General features: G+C 30.8%; 16 protein-coding genes and 1 tRNA gene. 11 read left to right on the forward strand and 6 right to left on the reverse strand.

Translation table 11 applies throughout. The features are described 5' to 3' along the window. The first annotated feature begins 151 nt into the window (after positions 1–151). The 4 genes from LX78_RS13990 to LX78_RS14005 all read left to right on the forward strand — a co-directional run bounded on the left by LX78_RS13990 (position 152) and on the right by LX78_RS14005 (position 4,946). Complete coding sequence (locus LX78_RS13990; protein ID WP_109683402.1) at positions 152–1,129, forward strand: NAD-dependent epimerase/dehydratase family protein; 978 nt, start codon at positions 152–154, stop codon at positions 1,127–1,129. Beyond that, complete coding sequence (locus tag LX78_RS13995) at positions 1,126–1,875, forward strand: DUF1295 domain-containing protein (RefSeq protein ID WP_109683403.1); 750 nt, start codon at positions 1,126–1,128, stop codon at positions 1,873–1,875. Before LX78_RS13990 ends, LX78_RS13995 begins: the two co-directional genes overlap by 4 nt. A 72-nt stretch (positions 1,876–1,947) precedes the next feature. Next, positions 1,948–4,200 (forward strand): efflux RND transporter permease subunit, encoded by a 2,253-nt coding sequence (locus LX78_RS14000; RefSeq protein ID WP_109683404.1) that lies wholly within the window; start codon positions 1,948–1,950, stop codon positions 4,198–4,200. Positions 4,201–4,208: 8 nt separating this feature from the next. Further along, positions 4,209–4,946: an outer membrane lipoprotein-sorting protein gene (locus LX78_RS14005; protein WP_109683405.1), complete on the forward strand. Its 738-nt coding sequence runs from the start codon at positions 4,209–4,211 to the stop codon at positions 4,944–4,946. On the opposite strand, the gene LX78_RS14010 is transcribed toward LX78_RS14005, so the two are convergent. From LX78_RS14010 to LX78_RS14035, 6 genes are all read right to left on the reverse strand, one after another. Then, positions 4,939–5,583 carry an SRPBCC family protein gene (locus LX78_RS14010; protein ID WP_146192592.1) on the reverse strand — a complete coding sequence of 215 codons (645 nt, stop codon included), beginning with the start codon at positions 5,581–5,583 and terminating at the stop codon, positions 4,939–4,941. The genes LX78_RS14005 and LX78_RS14010 overlap by 8 nt on opposite strands. Next, complete coding sequence (locus LX78_RS14015) at positions 5,576–6,721, reverse strand: sulfotransferase family protein (protein ID WP_109683407.1); 1,146 nt, start codon at positions 6,719–6,721, stop codon at positions 5,576–5,578. The genes LX78_RS14010 and LX78_RS14015 overlap by 8 nt, the downstream gene beginning before the upstream one ends. Positions 6,722–6,797: 76 nt before the next feature. Then, positions 6,798–7,637 (reverse strand): porin family protein, encoded by an 840-nt coding sequence (locus LX78_RS14020; RefSeq protein ID WP_109683408.1) that lies wholly within the window; start codon positions 7,635–7,637, stop codon positions 6,798–6,800. A gap of 88 nt (positions 7,638–7,725) precedes the next feature. Further along, positions 7,726–8,655 (reverse strand): DUF1295 domain-containing protein, encoded by a 930-nt coding sequence (locus LX78_RS14025; protein WP_109683409.1) that lies wholly within the window; start codon positions 8,653–8,655, stop codon positions 7,726–7,728. Between the two features lie 96 nt (positions 8,656–8,751). After that, a complete protein-coding gene (locus LX78_RS14030; RefSeq protein WP_109683410.1) occupies positions 8,752–9,180 on the reverse strand; it encodes an FKBP-type peptidyl-prolyl cis-trans isomerase in 429 nt (142 codons plus the stop codon). Between the two features lie 142 nt (positions 9,181–9,322). Continuing rightward, positions 9,323–9,397: transfer RNA gene (locus LX78_RS14035), tRNA-Pro, on the reverse strand. A 96-nt stretch (positions 9,398–9,493) separates the two neighbouring features. Here LX78_RS14035 and LX78_RS14040 point away from each other — a divergent pair. The 7 genes from LX78_RS14040 (at position 9,494) to LX78_RS14070 (ending at position 16,174) form a co-directional block, all read left to right on the forward strand. Continuing rightward, a complete protein-coding gene (locus LX78_RS14040; RefSeq protein WP_109683411.1) occupies positions 9,494–10,600 on the forward strand; it encodes a PQQ-dependent sugar dehydrogenase in 1,107 nt (368 codons plus the stop codon). A 79-nt stretch (positions 10,601–10,679) separates the two neighbouring features. Beyond that, entirely contained in the window at positions 10,680–11,288 is a 609-nt protein-coding gene (gene udk / locus LX78_RS14045) for a uridine kinase (RefSeq protein ID WP_109683412.1), read from the forward strand. Next, on the forward strand, positions 11,288–11,617 hold the full coding sequence (locus tag LX78_RS14050; RefSeq protein ID WP_109683413.1) for an FtsB family cell division protein: 330 nt from the start codon (positions 11,288–11,290) through the stop codon (positions 11,615–11,617). The genes udk and LX78_RS14050 overlap by 1 nt, the downstream gene beginning before the upstream one ends. Beyond that, on the forward strand, positions 11,607–12,959 hold the full coding sequence (locus LX78_RS14055; protein ID WP_109683414.1) for a methylmalonyl-CoA mutase subunit beta: 1,353 nt from the start codon (positions 11,607–11,609) through the stop codon (positions 12,957–12,959). The genes LX78_RS14050 and LX78_RS14055 overlap by 11 nt, the downstream gene beginning before the upstream one ends. A gap of 11 nt (positions 12,960–12,970) precedes the next feature. Further along, positions 12,971–13,648 carry a hypothetical protein gene (locus LX78_RS14060; protein WP_109683415.1) on the forward strand — a complete coding sequence of 226 codons (678 nt, stop codon included), beginning with the start codon at positions 12,971–12,973 and terminating at the stop codon, positions 13,646–13,648. Between the two features lies 1 nt (position 13,649). After that, positions 13,650–15,800, forward strand: coding sequence for a methylmalonyl-CoA mutase (gene scpA, locus LX78_RS14065; RefSeq protein ID WP_109683416.1), 2,151 nt, complete (start codon positions 13,650–13,652; stop codon positions 15,798–15,800). Positions 15,801–15,901: 101 nt separating this feature from the next. Then, positions 15,902–16,174: a hypothetical protein gene (locus tag LX78_RS14070; protein ID WP_109683417.1), complete on the forward strand. Its 273-nt coding sequence runs from the start codon at positions 15,902–15,904 to the stop codon at positions 16,172–16,174. Positions 16,175–16,277 lie beyond the last annotated feature (103 nt).

Here is a 16,277-nt window from a genome sequence, read left to right on the forward strand (position 1 = left end):
GACTTACTATAATATAACCAAAAAAAATGATTTTACCTTATGGATTATAGATATTTTAACATATAAAAACTATTTCATTTCAATTATATATTTTGACTTAATATGTTATTTAGTTACTTTGGCTAAAACTAAATATTCTATATTTCCTTAAATGACAAAACAGCAACAAATAAGCCTTACTGGAGGAAGTGGTCATTTAGGAACTTGTTTAATTCAACTTCTTTTAGAACAAGATTTTAGCATTAAAGCTTTATATAGGAATACCATTCCTAAAATAAATCATCCAAATTTAACTTGGATAAAAGGTGACGTTACAGATAAGGATTGCATTGAAAAACTTATTGAAAACACATCCATCCTAATTCACTCTGCAAGTATCATTTCTATAGGTGATAAAGATCGAGATATTGTTTACAATACAAATGTTCATGGAACCGAAGTCGCCATTAAAGCCAGTTTGAATAAAAATAAACGATTAATTTATATTAGTTCTTCAAATGCTGTTACAGAAACTAAAAACAATGCTGTTTTTGATGAAAACAGACCTTATAAAACAAAAACCGATTTTCTTTATGGTTACACCAAAGCACTTTCTGAGCAAAATGTTTTAAATGCTGTACACAAAAAGCAATTAGATGCATTTATAATTAGACCAACTTCTATTATTGGTCCTCCAGATTATATACCTTCGCATTTTGGTCAAACTATTCTTGACATGTATAATGGTAGCATTCCTGCATTAACAACTGGAGGATATAATTTAGTGGATGTTAGAGATGTTTCTCAAACCATAATTAATAGTTTTAAAAAAGGAAAAACTGGTGAGGTTTATTTAGTTGGTGGCAATTATTATAGCTTGAAAGACATAGCTGCAATTACTAACAAAAAAAGAAATCCTATAATTATTCCATTAGGGTTTTTGATTTTTTTAAGTCCTATTTTATATGTTTTCAATATACTATTTAAGATGAGGTGGCCAGTAACAAGAGAAAGTTTAGTTATCTTAAAAAAAGCACCAAAAAACGTAGATTCGTCTAAAGCAATTAAAGATTTAAACCATAATATTAGACCAATTAAAAACACGATTGGTGATTTAATTACATGGTTTAAAACAGAAAACAAAACATGAGTTTAGAACAATTTAATTCCATCTGTATTATTTGGGCAATTATTGGAATTGCTACATTTATATTATTACAATTTGTTACTGCACCTTATGGCAGACACATTAAAAAAGGTTGGGGACCAGAAATATCAAATAAATTAGGTTGGATTCTAATGGAACTACCTTCTTTTGCAATTATCTTATATTTCTATTTAAATTTTAGTCAGAGTTCTTACGCACAATTTCTTAGCATTTTTTGGCTTATACATTATTTTAACAGAACATTTATCTTTCCTTTTAGAATACGTACTAAAGGAAAAAAAATGCCATTAACCATAGTGTTTTCAGCCATCTTCTTCAATTTTATAAATGCAGGATTAAATGGTTATTTCTTAGCACATTTTGAAAACTATAGTGAATTAGCTTTTGAAAATTGGACGTTTTACTTAGGACTAACTATTTTTGTACTTAGCTTCATAACAAATCAAATTAGTGATAACATTCTAATTAATTTAAGGAAACCTAACGAAGTAGGCTACAAAATTCCTAATGGTTTTTTGTTTAAATATATTTCTTGTCCAAATCATTTAAGTGAGATGTTTCAATGGACAGGTTTTGCAATAATGGCTTGGAATTTACCAGCTACATGCTTCCTAATCTGGACTGTAGCGAACCTACTACCAAGAGCTTTAAAACATCATAAATGGTATCAAGAATATTTTGATGATTATCCAAAAAACAGAAAAGCTATTATTCCAAAAATATGGTAATCCATTTGTACTTTAAACTAAATAAATTCACGATATTTATATATTGATTCTACGATTCAGATTCGTTAAAATATGGCATTTAACAGCAATAATATCTACAAAAAAATAATCTCTTTTAGATGGATTACCATAATCTTGGTAATTATAAGTACTTGCTTCTTCGGATTTCAACTATCTAACTTAACCATTGATGCAGACATTATTAAATCTTTACCAGACGACGATAAAAATGCGAAACTTTTAAAGCACATTAGCAAAAATTTTGGTGGCAATAATATGGGAGTTATTATCTTGGAAACAGATAATATCTATCAAACAAAAGTTCTGGAGCATGTAAGGATTTTAACCGATTCTCTTTCAAAAATAGATGGTATAGCCTCTGTTTCAAGCTTAACAAACATTATCAATATTAAAGGAAGTGATTATGGTATTGAAGTTGGTAGACTTGTCGATGAATTTGAATTACCTACAAGTCCTGAAGAGTTTCAAACACTTAGAAACAACATTCTTTCAAATAATATGTATAAAGGCACTATTGTGTCTGAAGACGAAACCTCAACCTTAATCATTTTTAATCTCGAAGACGAAGCCAATGTCAATGCCGTTGCCAAAAATGTTCTAGATAAAACAAAACAGCTCAATTTACCAGAAACACTATATTATACAGGCTCTCCAATGCTTGTTACTTATATTTCAGAGTTAATGAAAAGTGATCTAACTAGATTATTACCTCTTGCTTTTTTAGTTATTGCTTTTATTTTATTCTTTAGTTTTAAAACTATTTCAGGAGTTATTTTACCACTTTTAACAGCCGTTATTTCTATAGTTTGGAGTTTAGGCCTTATGGCATTTTTAGGCTTTAGCATGTCTATGATTTCCAATAATATTCCTATCATTTTATTAGCAATCGGAAGCGCTTATGCCATACATGTTATTAACAGAATTAACCAACTTCATGCTCAAAATAGAAGTGATACTGTTCAAACTGCTCTAGCCTATGTATTGGTTCCAGTAATTTTAGCAGCCACAACAACTATGATTGGTTTTGTATCTTTTATCTTTGGAGCCTATTTAGAAATGATAGTAGATTTTGGCATTTTCACAGCCTTAGGAACTTTATTTGCTTGCCTATTATCAATCTTTTTTGTTCCTGCCATCATGTCTTTTAAAAAGACAAAAAAGGTAACTACAGAAATAAAAAATCCAAACAATTCATCTATTACCACCTATCTTTTAGAACCTTTAAACAAACTCCTCTTTAAGTACCCAAAACGTATTTTAGTTATTTGGATTCTGCTAATAGCCACAAGCATCTTTGGTCTGTTTTCCATTAAACGAAGTGTAGATATCCAAGAGTACTTTAAAAAAAATAATCCAACCAGATTAGCCGAAAAAATAATGGTTGATAAGTTTGGAGGCACCAAACCTGTATTTGTTTTATTTAAAGGAAACATGCAAAGTCCAGAAGTTTTAAAAACCATGCAAAAGACAGCTGAATATATGGAGCAAAGTCCAGATATTTATACGTCTATGTCTATTGCTGTTTTAATTTCTGAATTAAATTTTGCTATAACTGGAAATCGAGATATTCCTGAAGATCCTGTACAAATTGAACAACTTTGGTTTTTATTAGATGGTAACGAAGCTTTAGAGAGATTTGTCAGTGATGACTTAGTTGAAGGCATTATTATTTCGAAATTCAAATCGCCAGACAATCAATCTAAAAAAGTGTTTGCAGAATATATGAATGCTTTTATTAAAGAAAATTCAACCGAAAACTGTCAGATTGAAATAACTGGAATGCCTTTTGTAGATATCACTATGGATCAAAGTTTAATAAACAGTCAAATGGGAAGCATATCTATAGCCATTATATTCGTCATCTTTATAGTTGGACTTATTTTACGCTCATTAAAAAGTGGTTTTTATGCTTCTATTCCAATTATTGCAGCCATATTAATTCTCTTTGGAGTTATGGGATTATCTGGTATTTCATTAAATATTGCAACGGTTCTAGTAGCAAGTGTTGCTTTAGGAATAGGAATCGATTATTCAATTCATATTATTTCACATTTCAATCATGTGTTTAAAAACACGCAAAATTTTAAAACTGCCATTAAAGAATCAATCATAATAAGTGGAAATGCCATTATTATTAATGTTATTGCAGTTTCTGCTGGCTTTTTAATGTTGGTTTTTTCAGATATGGTTCCTCTGCAATATTTCGGATTACTTATTGCTATTAGCATGATAAGTTCTGGACTTGGAGCCATTACTTTGCTTCCAGCCATTTTAATTTTAGTAAACAAAAAACATATTAAATAAATACTCAAATGAACTTTAAATTATTATCTACGCTAACCTTTATTCTGCTTGTATTTCCAGTTTCAATTAAAGCACAAAATGCTGAAACTTTATTACAAAATATGGACAATCTTATGTCTGCACCAAAAGATAAAATAGCAATTGTAGAAATGACAGTTACTAATAAATATGAAGACGAAAAAGTACGTGAAGCTATTTTAAAACAAAAAGGAACAGATAGAAAAATGTATAGATATACCAAGCCTGAGAAAAAAGCTGGCATTGCTACATTAAGCCTTCCTGGAGATATTATGTGGCTTTATATGCCATCTTTTGGGAAGCCAATAAAGATTTCGTTATTAAGTAAAAACCAATCTTTTACTGGAACAGATTTTTCTTATGAAGACATGAGTGGCACGCCTTATAGTGAAAGGTATACTCCTAAATTGCTTAAATCTGATAAACCAGACACATACATGTTAGAATTAACACCTAAAACAAATAAGACAACTTATTCTAAAATTGTTATTTCTATAGATAAAAAACATAATTACCCAGTAAAAATGGCATTTTTTGATAAAGATAAAGCCTATGAAAAACTGGCTACTTACAAATATGTTAAAAAAGGAAACTACTGGTATGCTCAAGAAGTATTAATGGAAGATTTACAAAAAAATCATTCCACAAAAATTGTTATGAAAAACGTAAAATTCGATCAAGGTCTTAAAGATGAAGAATTTGAAGTTGAAAAATTAATGACTAATTAATAAAACTATAGGTCTTATTCTGATACTTTTTATTTTTAACCACTTTTTGAAGTTCAAACATCGTATAATAAGGCGAATCATCTGCAAACATATTGGCCATCCAAGCTGGAATTCCTCCTCCTGGATCTACTTCCATTTCGAAAACAATTTCAAGTTTTCCAGAAGTTAAAACTTTAGCTTTCCAATATCCTTTTCCTGTTAACCTTACTAAACCTTCTTTTTCAGCAATATATTTATCTAGAAGTTTAATTTCAACATGAAGTATTTTGGCGTTAGCATCCCATTTAAAAGTATTTGCATATACTCCATCTCTATTCTTATATGGAAAAGGCACTTTAGCTTCAGCATAATAAATTTGAAGAGAATCTCCAGATTTTTTAAGCAATGAAGCGTCTTCCAATTTATAACCCCAACTTGTAAGTCCTTCTATATCATATAAAACCGAAAGAAATGATTGAATACTTTCATCTATAGTCATTGTAGCCTTAAAAGCCTTAAAATCTGATGTACTAACTGGTTTCGTATAAACTTTTATACCATCTTCTTCCTTAACCATTTCCCAATCTTCTTGCGCCAACACATTTTGAAACATCAAAATAAAAAGCAACCAACTATATTTAAAACAATTTTTAATCATTTATAATTTCTATATTTTCTGGAATATTATAATTGTATTCCTCAAAAGCAAATTTACAAGAAGTCATTAATGTCTCTAAATGACTTTTAGTTATTTTATGCGTATTCTTTTTATAACTTTTTTTACTTTCAATATAGGTTTTAAATTTAGGCTCAGCTGCTTCAAAACCTAATAGATTCAATTTTTTATAAATATTATTTAGCACTTTCATTGGATCTTCCTGAAGATTATCAAAAGACACTTCCACCAGATTTTCTTTAGGAATTAGGTCACGTTGAGCAAAATAATCACTCATCAAATTTTTATATAAATCTAAAACTATATCATCAATTTCCTCTTTAGGCATATTTTGCAATTGCAAATGTGGCAACATCTTTGAGAAAAAATTATGTGTCGACAAAAAGACTTCTACTGGATTTCTATGAATATGAATAAATTTTGCTTCGGGAAACATGTCTAACAACACCTTAATTCTTCCTGTATTTGGAGGGTTTTTAGAAAGATAAATTTCCTTATTCGTGTTTTTCAGAGATTTATTAATTAGCAATTTATAGTTAACTTTCCAATGCTCTAATTGACTGTAATCAACTCTCTTAAACTGAATAAATCGGTAATAATATTCTTTAATTTTTTGAGGAAACATCCAGAAATAATAAAAACTAATAGGTGTTTTATCTCCCAATGCAAACTCTTCTTCTTGAGGTAATTTTGTCCCTAAAACCACATTATCTCCTGCTCTTTTTCCTGGGATTAATATTTTAGCAAATCCTTCAAACAAGAAATTTCCAAAGAAATTAAAAATAGTATCTGGAAATACACTTTGAAACGTGGTTGTATAACCCATTTGTGCATCTTGACAAAGCAAATTATGTAAATGTGTGGTACCACTTCTCCAATGACCTAATATAAAAATAGGATGATTTTTAACATTTTGCTTTATATACTTCGGGTTGATAAAGAGACGTTCGTAAGTTCTAAAGGGGAAGTTTATTAAATTAATAATTAATATAATAATAAGCCTAATATAATAACGAAAAGAAATTTTATTGTCCCAGATTAAACCAAAAACAATTCTAAATGAGTAGCCAACAGCTGGAGGTAATAAGATTCCTTTTTTACTATTATTTTTTTGAGACATGACCAAATTTATCAAAAAAAACCTTGAAGATTAATACACTTCAAGGTTTATTTATAATAAGTTCTATAATATTATTTTATTCTGTAACAGGTTCTGCTTTTTTACTTTTTCTTTTAAATGTATAAGCATAACCTAAAGAGAATGTAAAGCTTCCCATGTGTACAGTACCATAAGTATCTGTATCGTTTTGTAAAGGAATAAAACCATAAGATCCTCTCATATCAAAAATAATCTCACCTGTTTCACAAACTTTGTAGCTAACTCCAGCTCCAAACATAGCACCAAAATCCATATCGGCTAAATCACTATCTATATCTGTAGTTGCAGTTAAATCTTGTGCTGGAAGATCAACCAACACCCAATTCTCTGGTGGATCTTGTGGATTTGCAACTATTTGAACTGGCATATTACCTGCTTCATCATAATATAACTGACTTGAACCAGAAGTTTCTTGTTTTGGACTTAAAATAAATTCCACATATAATCCTGCATTTGCATATACACCCCATTTATCACCTAAATTCCATTCGTATTTAGCTAAAACTGGTATACCTATATAATCAAAAACTGCTCTGTTATCAAAATTTGCATAAATTGGAACACCACCTGTTAATGCCGATAACTGTGGGTCTAATTGAGCAGGTGGTATAGGTTGCATCCCATTTCTTTCTCCACCTTTTCTAGCATAATATAATTCTGTTTTAATAGAAAAGTTTTCGGTTAGACCATAATCTAAATAGATACCACCATCAAAGCCTGCAACAGTTTTATAATCTTTACTATAAATATTGTCGTCGGTACTTTTAAGATTAGGTAACCCTACTCCTAGTCGAATACCCCATTTTGTTTCTTGTGCAAAACTACCTGTTGTTAGCAATACTAGTGCTAATACTATTAGTTTATTAAAATGTTTCATTTATTTGTTATTAGTTGGTTAATTAATGGCTAATATATGCAAAAAAATATAAAATGATATATGGTTAAAAATAAGAAATTCAACTTTTTTATCTTTTTAATTTCATTGGAAAAAAACGTGATACTCGTTTTTTATAATTAGTATATTCTGGATATTTACTAGCACTAATTTCTTCTGAAAAATCTGAACTTCCTTGAAAGAGCACAATTAATAATAAGCATCCTGCTATGCTCCAATTAATCCATTGTCCAGATGCAGAAACACTAAACAGATAAAAACTAACCCAAATACTTTGTTCTGCAAAATAATTTGGATGTCTTGAAAGAGCCCATAATCCCTTATCTAAGAAACCTTTTTTATAATCGCCTGTAAGCTCATCGCCATTCTTTATCATTTCATGTTTCTTACTCTGGTATTTCCATTGTTGTTCATCTGCAATGGTTTCATAAGCTATAAAAAACAACATAAAACCAGCTGCCAAATAATCTAGATAACCTAAAGGTGTGTTGTTAAATTGTAAAGCTACTAGTATTGGTAGTGTAAAAAGTAGAATTAGAATATTTTGATACCCAGAAATAAAGAACAAATTAAAAAGTGTCCATTTCCATTTAGCTTGAAATTCTGGTTTACTCCTTAAAACTTGCCATCTATAATCCTCCGTTCCTTCCCAAAATTTTATGGTAAACGCTCCATGTCTGGAAAAGTTATAAGTTAATCTTAATCCCCAAATAGTAACTAATACAGACATTAAAATCAATCTTGAAGAATAATTACCAAAATCTGTAATAACCCAAGCATAAACTATAGGAATTAAACTCCATAATTTATCGACTTGACTTTTATTATCTGTCAATTCTCCAATCACAAAACAATATATAATAACCCCTAGATTAATATATAAAACGGTTTTTAATGCTAATAAGTCTGTATCACTTAATGGTGTTCCAAAAAAATAACTAATAACTGGTACAATAAGAAGTGTGGTAATTAATAGGGACGCAATTTTTATAATGTTCATATATATTTAATTTGAGGAATTAAAAGTAACTAAATTAAACAATAAAAAAAACCTGAGAATCAACTCAGGCTTTTTTAAAAATATATTTTGAAAATATTATTTTATTTCAACTAATTCAAGATCAAAAGTAAGATCTTGACCTGCCAAAGGATGATTTCCATCAACTATAATATGATCTTCGTTTACAGCAGCAACACGAAATTGATTTTCAGAACCATCTGGATTTTTAGAAGCTAACCCCATTCCTACTTCAGGAGCCATATCCTGTGGCAATTGTTCTTTTTTTACTTCATGAAATAATTCTTTCTGAATTTCTCCATAAGCTTCTTCTTTAGCAATAACAATTGTTTTTTTATCGTTTACTTTCATATTTAATACTGCTTTTTCAAAACCAGGAATAAGCATTCCTTGACCTAGCGTAAACTCTAGTGGATCTCTATCTGCAGAACTATCAAAAACTTGACCATTGCTTAATTTTCCTGTGTAATGAACTTTTACAGTATCATTCTCTTTTACTTGACTCATAAAAATGTTTTTTAATAATTTGGACAAAACTATTGATATCTAAATTGGAAATCAATAATTTAGGCTGAAAATCCTTTAAATTAATAAAACATTAACAAAATAATTAAAACAAAAAAGCCGAACCTAAGTTCAGCTTTAAAAGTCGGGGTGGCAGGATTCGAACCTGCGGCCTCCACGTCCCAAACGTGGCGCGATAACCGGGCTACGCTACACCCCGAATCAGTTATCAAAAATTTGAGGTGCAAATATATAGCTTTTCTTTAACAACAAACAACTTTTTATTTTTTAAATTTATAGCTTAAACATTCAAAAAATGAAACTACGTTATTCTTCTTATATTATTATATGCCTAATTAGCATTTTAGCTTGTGCACAAACAAAAAAGAAAACAGCTTCAAAAGAAACTTATCAGGTTGTTGTGCCTGAATTAAATATCCCTTGGGGTTTTGCTTTTCTACCAGATAATTCTATGTTGATTACTGAGAAAAAAGGTAGTCTTATTCATTTTAAAGATGGAAAAAAAACCCTTATTGAAGGGCTTCCTGAAATTGAACTTCTTGGTCAAGGTGGCTTTATGGATATTGAATTACATCCTGACTATAAAAACAACGGTTGGATTTATTTTTCCTATGCGTCTCCCGAAGGTGAAGAAGAAGGTTGCAACACTGCCATAATGAGAGCACAAATAAAAGACAACCAACTTATAAACAAGGAACTGCTTTATAAAGCCAGCCCAAACACTTCTGTAGGCTATCATTTTGGTTCAAGAATCGTGTTTGATAAAGAAGGCTATTTGTATTTTACCATTGGAGACAGAGGCGAAGAAGACATCAATCCTCAGGACCTTACTAGAGATGGTGGAAAGGTTTACAGGCTTTTTGATGATGGTCGCATTCCAGAAAACAATCCATTTTACAATACCCCAAATGCCAAAAAAGCTATTTACACCTATGGCAACCGAAATCCTCAAGGCATGAAAATACATCCTGAGACTGGAGAAATCTGGTCTCATGAGCATGGCCCAAAAGGTGGCGACGAGATTAACATTATAAAAGCTGGTGAAAATTACGGTTGGCCAAAAGTGTCTTACGGCGTTAATTATGTTGGCACTAAAATTTCAGATTACACCACCTTGCCAGGAATTGAACCTCCTATTCATTATTGGGTACCTTCTATTGCTCCAAGTGGCATGGCTTTTATTTCTAGTGATAAATATCCCGATTGGAAAGGCAACTTATTAGTTGGATCCCTAAAATTTCAATACGTAAGTAGATGTATTTTAAAAGGAGATGAAGTTTTAAGTGAAGAAAAAATATTGGAAGGTCTTGGCAGAGTTCGTTCCATAGAACAAGGTCCAGATGGTTTTATATATGTTGGGATAGAAAACTTAGGAATTGTAAAACTAATACCTGAAAAGTAAAAACATTTAAGTTTCAGAAATACAACCCATATTTAAAATGTAAATAACTAAATTTGTGCTTAAATTTAAATAATAATTCATGCTAATAATTGGTATTGCTGGTGGAACAGGTTGTGGAAAAACAACCGTTGTAAATCAAATTTTAGATCAATTGCCTGAAGGTGAAGTTGGCGTTATTTCACAAGATTCTTATTATAAAGACACCTCGCATTTAAACTATGATGAGCGAGTTAAAATAAATTTCGACCATCCAAGATCCATCGATTTTGAATTACTTGAATCTCATTTAAAAGAACTTAGAAAAGGTAACGACATACACCAACCTGTATATTCATTTATAAAACACAATAGAACTGGAGATACTATCTTAACGCACCCAAGAAAAGTCATGATTGTTGAAGGTATTTTAATTCTAACCAATCCAGAATTAAGAGACATGTTCGACATTAAAATATTTGTTCATGCAGATAGTGACGAACGATTAATACGTCGTTTAAAACGTGACATTTCAGAACGTGGTAGAGATATAGACGAAGTACTCTCGCGTTATCAAAACACTTTAAAGCCTATGCATCAACAATTTATTGAGCCTATGAAAGAGTATGCAGATATTATTATTCCTAACAATAAATATAATACGGTTGCAGTAGATATCGTTAAAACTATAATCAATCAAAGACTCGCTTAATGGCTAAAAACAGAAACAAATACTTAAAACCTTTTAGAAACATCTTTGTTTTAATATTAGTAGTATTTGCTGTTTGGATGATTTTTTTCGATGCTAATTCTTGGCTTATTCATAATGAATTAAATTCCGATATAAACGAATTAGAAGATGAAAAAGATTTTTATAAAAACGAAATAATAAAAGACCGTAAAGCTATAAAAGAATTAAGTACAGAAGAAGGTGTTGAGAAACTTGCTAGAGAAAAATATTTTATGAAGAAAGAAAATGAAGATATATACATTATTGAATATGAAGACAGTATTGCTAAAGTAAAGAAAGATGAAAAATAAATTATTTAATGAGTTTAGCGATGTTTCATCTAAAGAATGGAAACAAAAAATTCAGGCTGATTTAAAAGGTGCCGATTATAACGAAACTCTTATTTGGAAAACAAACGAAGGTATAGATGTAAAACCATTCTATCATGCAGATGAGTTTTCTACCTTACCTAGTATCTCATCTTCTCAAGCATCGCAATGGCTTATTTGCGATACTATTTTTGTTTCAGATATTAAAAAATCTAACCATTATGCTAAAGAATTCTTAAGTAGAGGTGCTCAAAGTATTAAGTTTATTATTCCTTCAAAAGATGTTTCAATTAAAACCCTTTTAGAAGGTATCGATGCTTATGCTGCTTCGTTATATTTTGAACTACAATTTTTAGATTCAGAATTTGTTAAAACACTTAGCCAATTTCAATCTAAAGCAGAAATTTATATCCATACAGATATTATTGGTAATTTGGCTAGAACTGGAAACTGGTTCTCTTCTATTCAAGAAGATCATAAACAATTAGAAATTATAGCTGAAGAAACATCAACCATAAGTGTTGATTTATCCTTATATCAAAATGCTGGAGCAACAATAATTCAACAATTAGGGTATGCAATAGCTCATACAAACGAATACTTAAATCATTTAGAAAATAAAGAATCACTTCAAGTTATTTTCAATGTTTCAGTAGGCACAAATTACTTTTTCGAAATTGCTAAACTTAGAGCTTTACGCATCTTATGGAAAACTTTAGCTTCAGAATATAAGATAACTACAGATTGCCATATTTTTGCATTTCCAACCAAACGTAATAAAACACTTTACGACTATAACACAAACTTGCTACGTACTACAACCGAATGTATGAGTGCTATTTTAGGTGGAGCAAACACGATTAACAATGTTGCTTACGATGCTATTTATCATAAGTCTAACGAATTTGGCAATCGTATTTCCAGAAATCAACTCTTAATTTTAAAACATGAAAGCTATTTCGATAAGGTTAACAATCCTGCAGATGGCACTTATTATATTGAAAATCTAACTCAGCAATTAGCAGAAAAAGCATTGAATTTATTTAAAGACATTGAAAGAAATGGTGGTTTTTTAAAACAATTAAAAGAAGGTATTATTCAAAGAAAAATAAAAGAAAGTGCAGAAACTGAACAAAACCAATTTAATAATGGCGAAGAAATCTTGTTAGGTACAAATAAACACCCAAATCCTAATGATAAAATGTCGCACGAATTAGAACTTTATCCGTTTGTAAAAACCAATCCAAGAAAAACACTTGTCGAACCTATTATAGAAAAAAGACTAGCTGAAACAACAGAACAAAACAGATTAAAAACCGAATAAATTTTAAAACTATGAGCAAAACAACATTGAAACTTACTTTTATAGTATTGTGCCTTACTCTTTTTAACTGTAAAAAAGAATCAGTATCGTTTAATAATTATAAGTATGCAAATGAAGAAAATGTTTTAATCTGCGAAAATTTAGATACTAAATTATATTTAGAAGCCCTTCTTTCTTTTGAAGATGACATTGCTTCCTATTACGATAAAAAAAACAAAAATATACGTCGAGCACATTCGTTTTATTTTAGAGAAGCAATAGCAAACAAAGCTAAATACGAAGAGTTTGTTACACCTCATACCATGGAAGTGTTTGAAGCATTAAAGAAAGACAAAGACCTTTGGAACGACGATAATAGTATTAATTACAATGCAGATATTTTTACATGTATTGCCAGCAATTTTAAAGTAGTTGGTTTACAAACAACATTTAATGCTTTGGTTTCAACTAACAGTATGAGTCCTGAGCTTTTTGGTGCTCCTCTAAAAACACATGTTAAAAACGCACATGAAGATAGATATATGGCAGCTTATATTGCATTAGATTTATTTTATGCAAAGTTGTTTGATTTAGATCCAGCAACTATTATAGAAAGAACAGAACCTTCAAATAATGAAGAATCAGTTATAAGCCAAGAAAATACTATTAGTATAGATAAAAAAGAAACTCAAGAAGCGCCTAACCAATAATATGTCAAGAAAAAATATTCAACATATAACACTTCAAGAAGCTAACAATAAAACTTTAGCAGATACTACTTTTAAGACAGCTGAAGATATAGATGTAAAATCAACTTACACCAAAGAAGATTTAAGTCAACTTGAACATTTAAATTTTGTTGCAGGAATTGCTCCATATCTTCGTGGACCTTATAGCACAATGTTTGTTCGCAGACCTTGGACTATTCGTCAGTATGCAGGTTTTTCAACTGCCGAAGATAGCAATGCCTTTTACAGACGTAATTTAGCTGCTGGACAAAAAGGATTGTCTGTCGCATTCGACTTGGCAACACATAGAGGTTATGATTCCGATCACGAACGTGTAGTTGGTGATGTTGGAAAAGCAGGAGTTGCCATAGATTCTGTAGAAGACATGAAAATACTCTTCGACCAGATTCCATTGAATAAGATGTCAGTTTCTATGACCATGAATGGAGCTGTGTTACCAATCATGGCATTTTATATAGTTGCTGCCCAAGAACAAGGTGTAAAACCAGAAGACTTAGCTGGAACTATTCAGAATGACATTTTAAAGGAGTTTATGGTTCGTAATACATATATCTATCCTCCTACACCATCCATGAAAATTATTTCAGATATTTTTGAATATACCAGCAAGAACATGCCAAAATTCAATAGTATCAGTATTTCTGGTTATCACATGCAAGAAGCTGGAGCTACTTGCGATATTGAATTAGCTTACACTCTTGCAGATGGATTAGAATACATTAAAAAAGGACTCGAAGCTGGAATGGACATCGATACATTTGCTCCTAGACTATCTTTCTTTTGGGCTATTGGCATGAATCATTTTATGGAAATTGCTAAAATGAGAGCTGCCAGAATGTTATGGGCAAAAATTGTAAAACAATTCAATCCAAAAAACAATAAATCCTTGGCTTTAAGAACTCATTGTCAAACTAGTGGCTGGAGTTTAACTGAACAAGATCCTTTTAATAATGTTGCTAGAACTTGTATTGAAGCTGCTGCTGCTGCTTTTGGTGGTACACAATCTTTACATACCAATGCCCTAGATGAAGCCATTGCGCTACCAACAGATTTTTCAGCTAGAATAGCCAGAAATACACAAATATTTCTTCAAGAAGAAACCAAAATTACCAAAACAGTAGATCCTTGGGCTGGAAGTTATTATGTTGAAAAACTAACACACGATATTGCTCAAAAAGCATGGGAATTAATTGAAGAAGTTGAAGAACTTGGTGGTATGACAAAAGCCATTGAAGCAGGTATTCCTAAATTACGGATTGAAGAAGCTGCTGCAAGAAAACAAGCAAGAATAGACTCTGGCGACGATATTATAGTTGGTGTTAATAAATATAAATTAGATAAAGAAGATCCTATTTCTACTTTAGAAGTCGATAATCAAACAGTAAGAAACCAACAAATAGAACGATTAAACAAAATTAAAGCTGAAAGGAATTCTGAAAATGTTAAAAAAGCATTAGCTAATTTAACTGATGCTGCAAGAATGTGGTCTAAAAATTCTAAAGATTCCCTTTTGCAAGGGAACAATAATTTATTAGCTTTAGCTGTTGAAGCTGCTCGAGAAAGAGCAACTCTTGGCGAAATAAGCGATGCTTTAGAAATTGTTTACGGACGTTATAAAGCACAAATTAAATCCTTTTCTGGCGTGTATAGTAAAGAAATTAAAAACGACGAATCTTTTAACAAGGCTAAACAACTAGCAGATACATTTGCAGAACAAGATGGCAGAAGGCCTCGTATTATGATTGCCAAAATGGGACAAGATGGTCATGACAGAGGTTCTAAAGTAGTTGCTACAGGTTATGCAGACATTGGGTTCGATGTAGATATTGGACCCCTTTTCCAAACACCACAAGAAGCTGCAAAACAAGCTGTAGAAAACGATGTGCATATTCTTGGTGTTTCCTCCTTAGCTGCAGGACATAAAACTTTAGTGCCACAGGTTATCGATGAACTTAAAAAATATGGCAGAGAAGATATTATGGTAGTTGTTGGTGGTGTTATACCAAAACAAGATTACCAATATTTGTTCGATGCTGGAGCTATGGCCGTTTTTGGTCCTGGAACCAACATTAGTGAGGCTGCCATAAAGATTTTGGAGATTTTAATTGATTAGATTGAGAGTTTATATTTAGATTTTTATTCTGAAAATTTATGGTCACTAACTATAATAGTTTCCATATAACACGTTGTGAGCAATTTGAAAAAAGCAGGTAGATGTCAATAAACATATATAAAGAAGAAAACCTCGAAACGATAAAATATCTTTCTGAAAATGATTGGGACTTGCCTACTCAAATGGAAAAATTAGAAAAGTGGTTAGAAAAGGAAGGAAAAAATCTACCTAAAGGAAAATATGTTGCGGATATCGGATTTGGAATTAGAAAAGATGCAAGTGGTGGCGGAGCTGTTTTAAACTCAAAAATGATTGAGTTGTTAAGCGAAATCGGTATGGAAATATACTTTTCGGAATATCGAAATGAAAAATAAAAACTGCTCACAACAAAGAACTGAGTTAAAAAACAAACAATTTTAAGCTAATTTTGAAACAAAGTTTTCATCGTATGACAAACCACTCTTTGCGATAGCAAAG

This window comes from Xanthomarina spongicola, from assembly GCF_003148645.1.
GTDB classification, from domain to species: Bacteria; Bacteroidota; Bacteroidia; order Flavobacteriales; family Flavobacteriaceae; genus Xanthomarina; species Xanthomarina spongicola.

What these genes read in the sequence shown, in the direction of transcription:
- LX78_RS13990 (WP_109683402.1), top strand. Translation starts at nt 152, where the DNA reads ATGACAAAACAGCAACAAATAAGCCTTACTGGAGGAAGTGGTCATTTA.
- LX78_RS13995 (WP_109683403.1), top strand. Translation starts at nt 1,126, where the DNA reads ATGAGTTTAGAACAATTTAATTCCATCTGTATTATTTGGGCAATTATT.
- LX78_RS14000 (WP_109683404.1), top strand. Translation starts at nt 1,948, where the DNA reads ATGGCATTTAACAGCAATAATATCTACAAAAAAATAATCTCTTTTAGA.
- LX78_RS14005 (WP_109683405.1), top strand. Translation starts at nt 4,209, where the DNA reads ATGAACTTTAAATTATTATCTACGCTAACCTTTATTCTGCTTGTATTT.
- LX78_RS14010 (WP_146192592.1), bottom strand. Translation starts at nt 5,583, where the DNA reads ATGATTAAAAATTGTTTTAAATATAGTTGGTTGCTTTTTATTTTGATG.
- LX78_RS14015 (WP_109683407.1), bottom strand. Translation starts at nt 6,721, where the DNA reads ATGTCTCAAAAAAATAATAGTAAAAAAGGAATCTTATTACCTCCAGCT.
- LX78_RS14020 (WP_109683408.1), bottom strand. Translation starts at nt 7,637, where the DNA reads ATGAAACATTTTAATAAACTAATAGTATTAGCACTAGTATTGCTAACA.
- LX78_RS14025 (WP_109683409.1), bottom strand. Translation starts at nt 8,655, where the DNA reads ATGAACATTATAAAAATTGCGTCCCTATTAATTACCACACTTCTTATT.
- LX78_RS14030 (WP_109683410.1), bottom strand. Translation starts at nt 9,180, where the DNA reads ATGAGTCAAGTAAAAGAGAATGATACTGTAAAAGTTCATTACACAGGA.
- LX78_RS14040 (WP_109683411.1), top strand. Translation starts at nt 9,494, where the DNA reads ATGAAACTACGTTATTCTTCTTATATTATTATATGCCTAATTAGCATT.
- udk (WP_109683412.1), top strand. Translation starts at nt 10,680, where the DNA reads ATGCTAATAATTGGTATTGCTGGTGGAACAGGTTGTGGAAAAACAACC.
- LX78_RS14050 (WP_109683413.1), top strand. Translation starts at nt 11,288, where the DNA reads ATGGCTAAAAACAGAAACAAATACTTAAAACCTTTTAGAAACATCTTT.
- LX78_RS14055 (WP_109683414.1), top strand. Translation starts at nt 11,607, where the DNA reads ATGAAAAATAAATTATTTAATGAGTTTAGCGATGTTTCATCTAAAGAA.
- LX78_RS14060 (WP_109683415.1), top strand. Translation starts at nt 12,971, where the DNA reads ATGAGCAAAACAACATTGAAACTTACTTTTATAGTATTGTGCCTTACT.
- scpA (WP_109683416.1), top strand. Translation starts at nt 13,650, where the DNA reads ATGTCAAGAAAAAATATTCAACATATAACACTTCAAGAAGCTAACAAT.
- LX78_RS14070 (WP_109683417.1), top strand. Translation starts at nt 15,902, where the DNA reads ATGTCAATAAACATATATAAAGAAGAAAACCTCGAAACGATAAAATAT.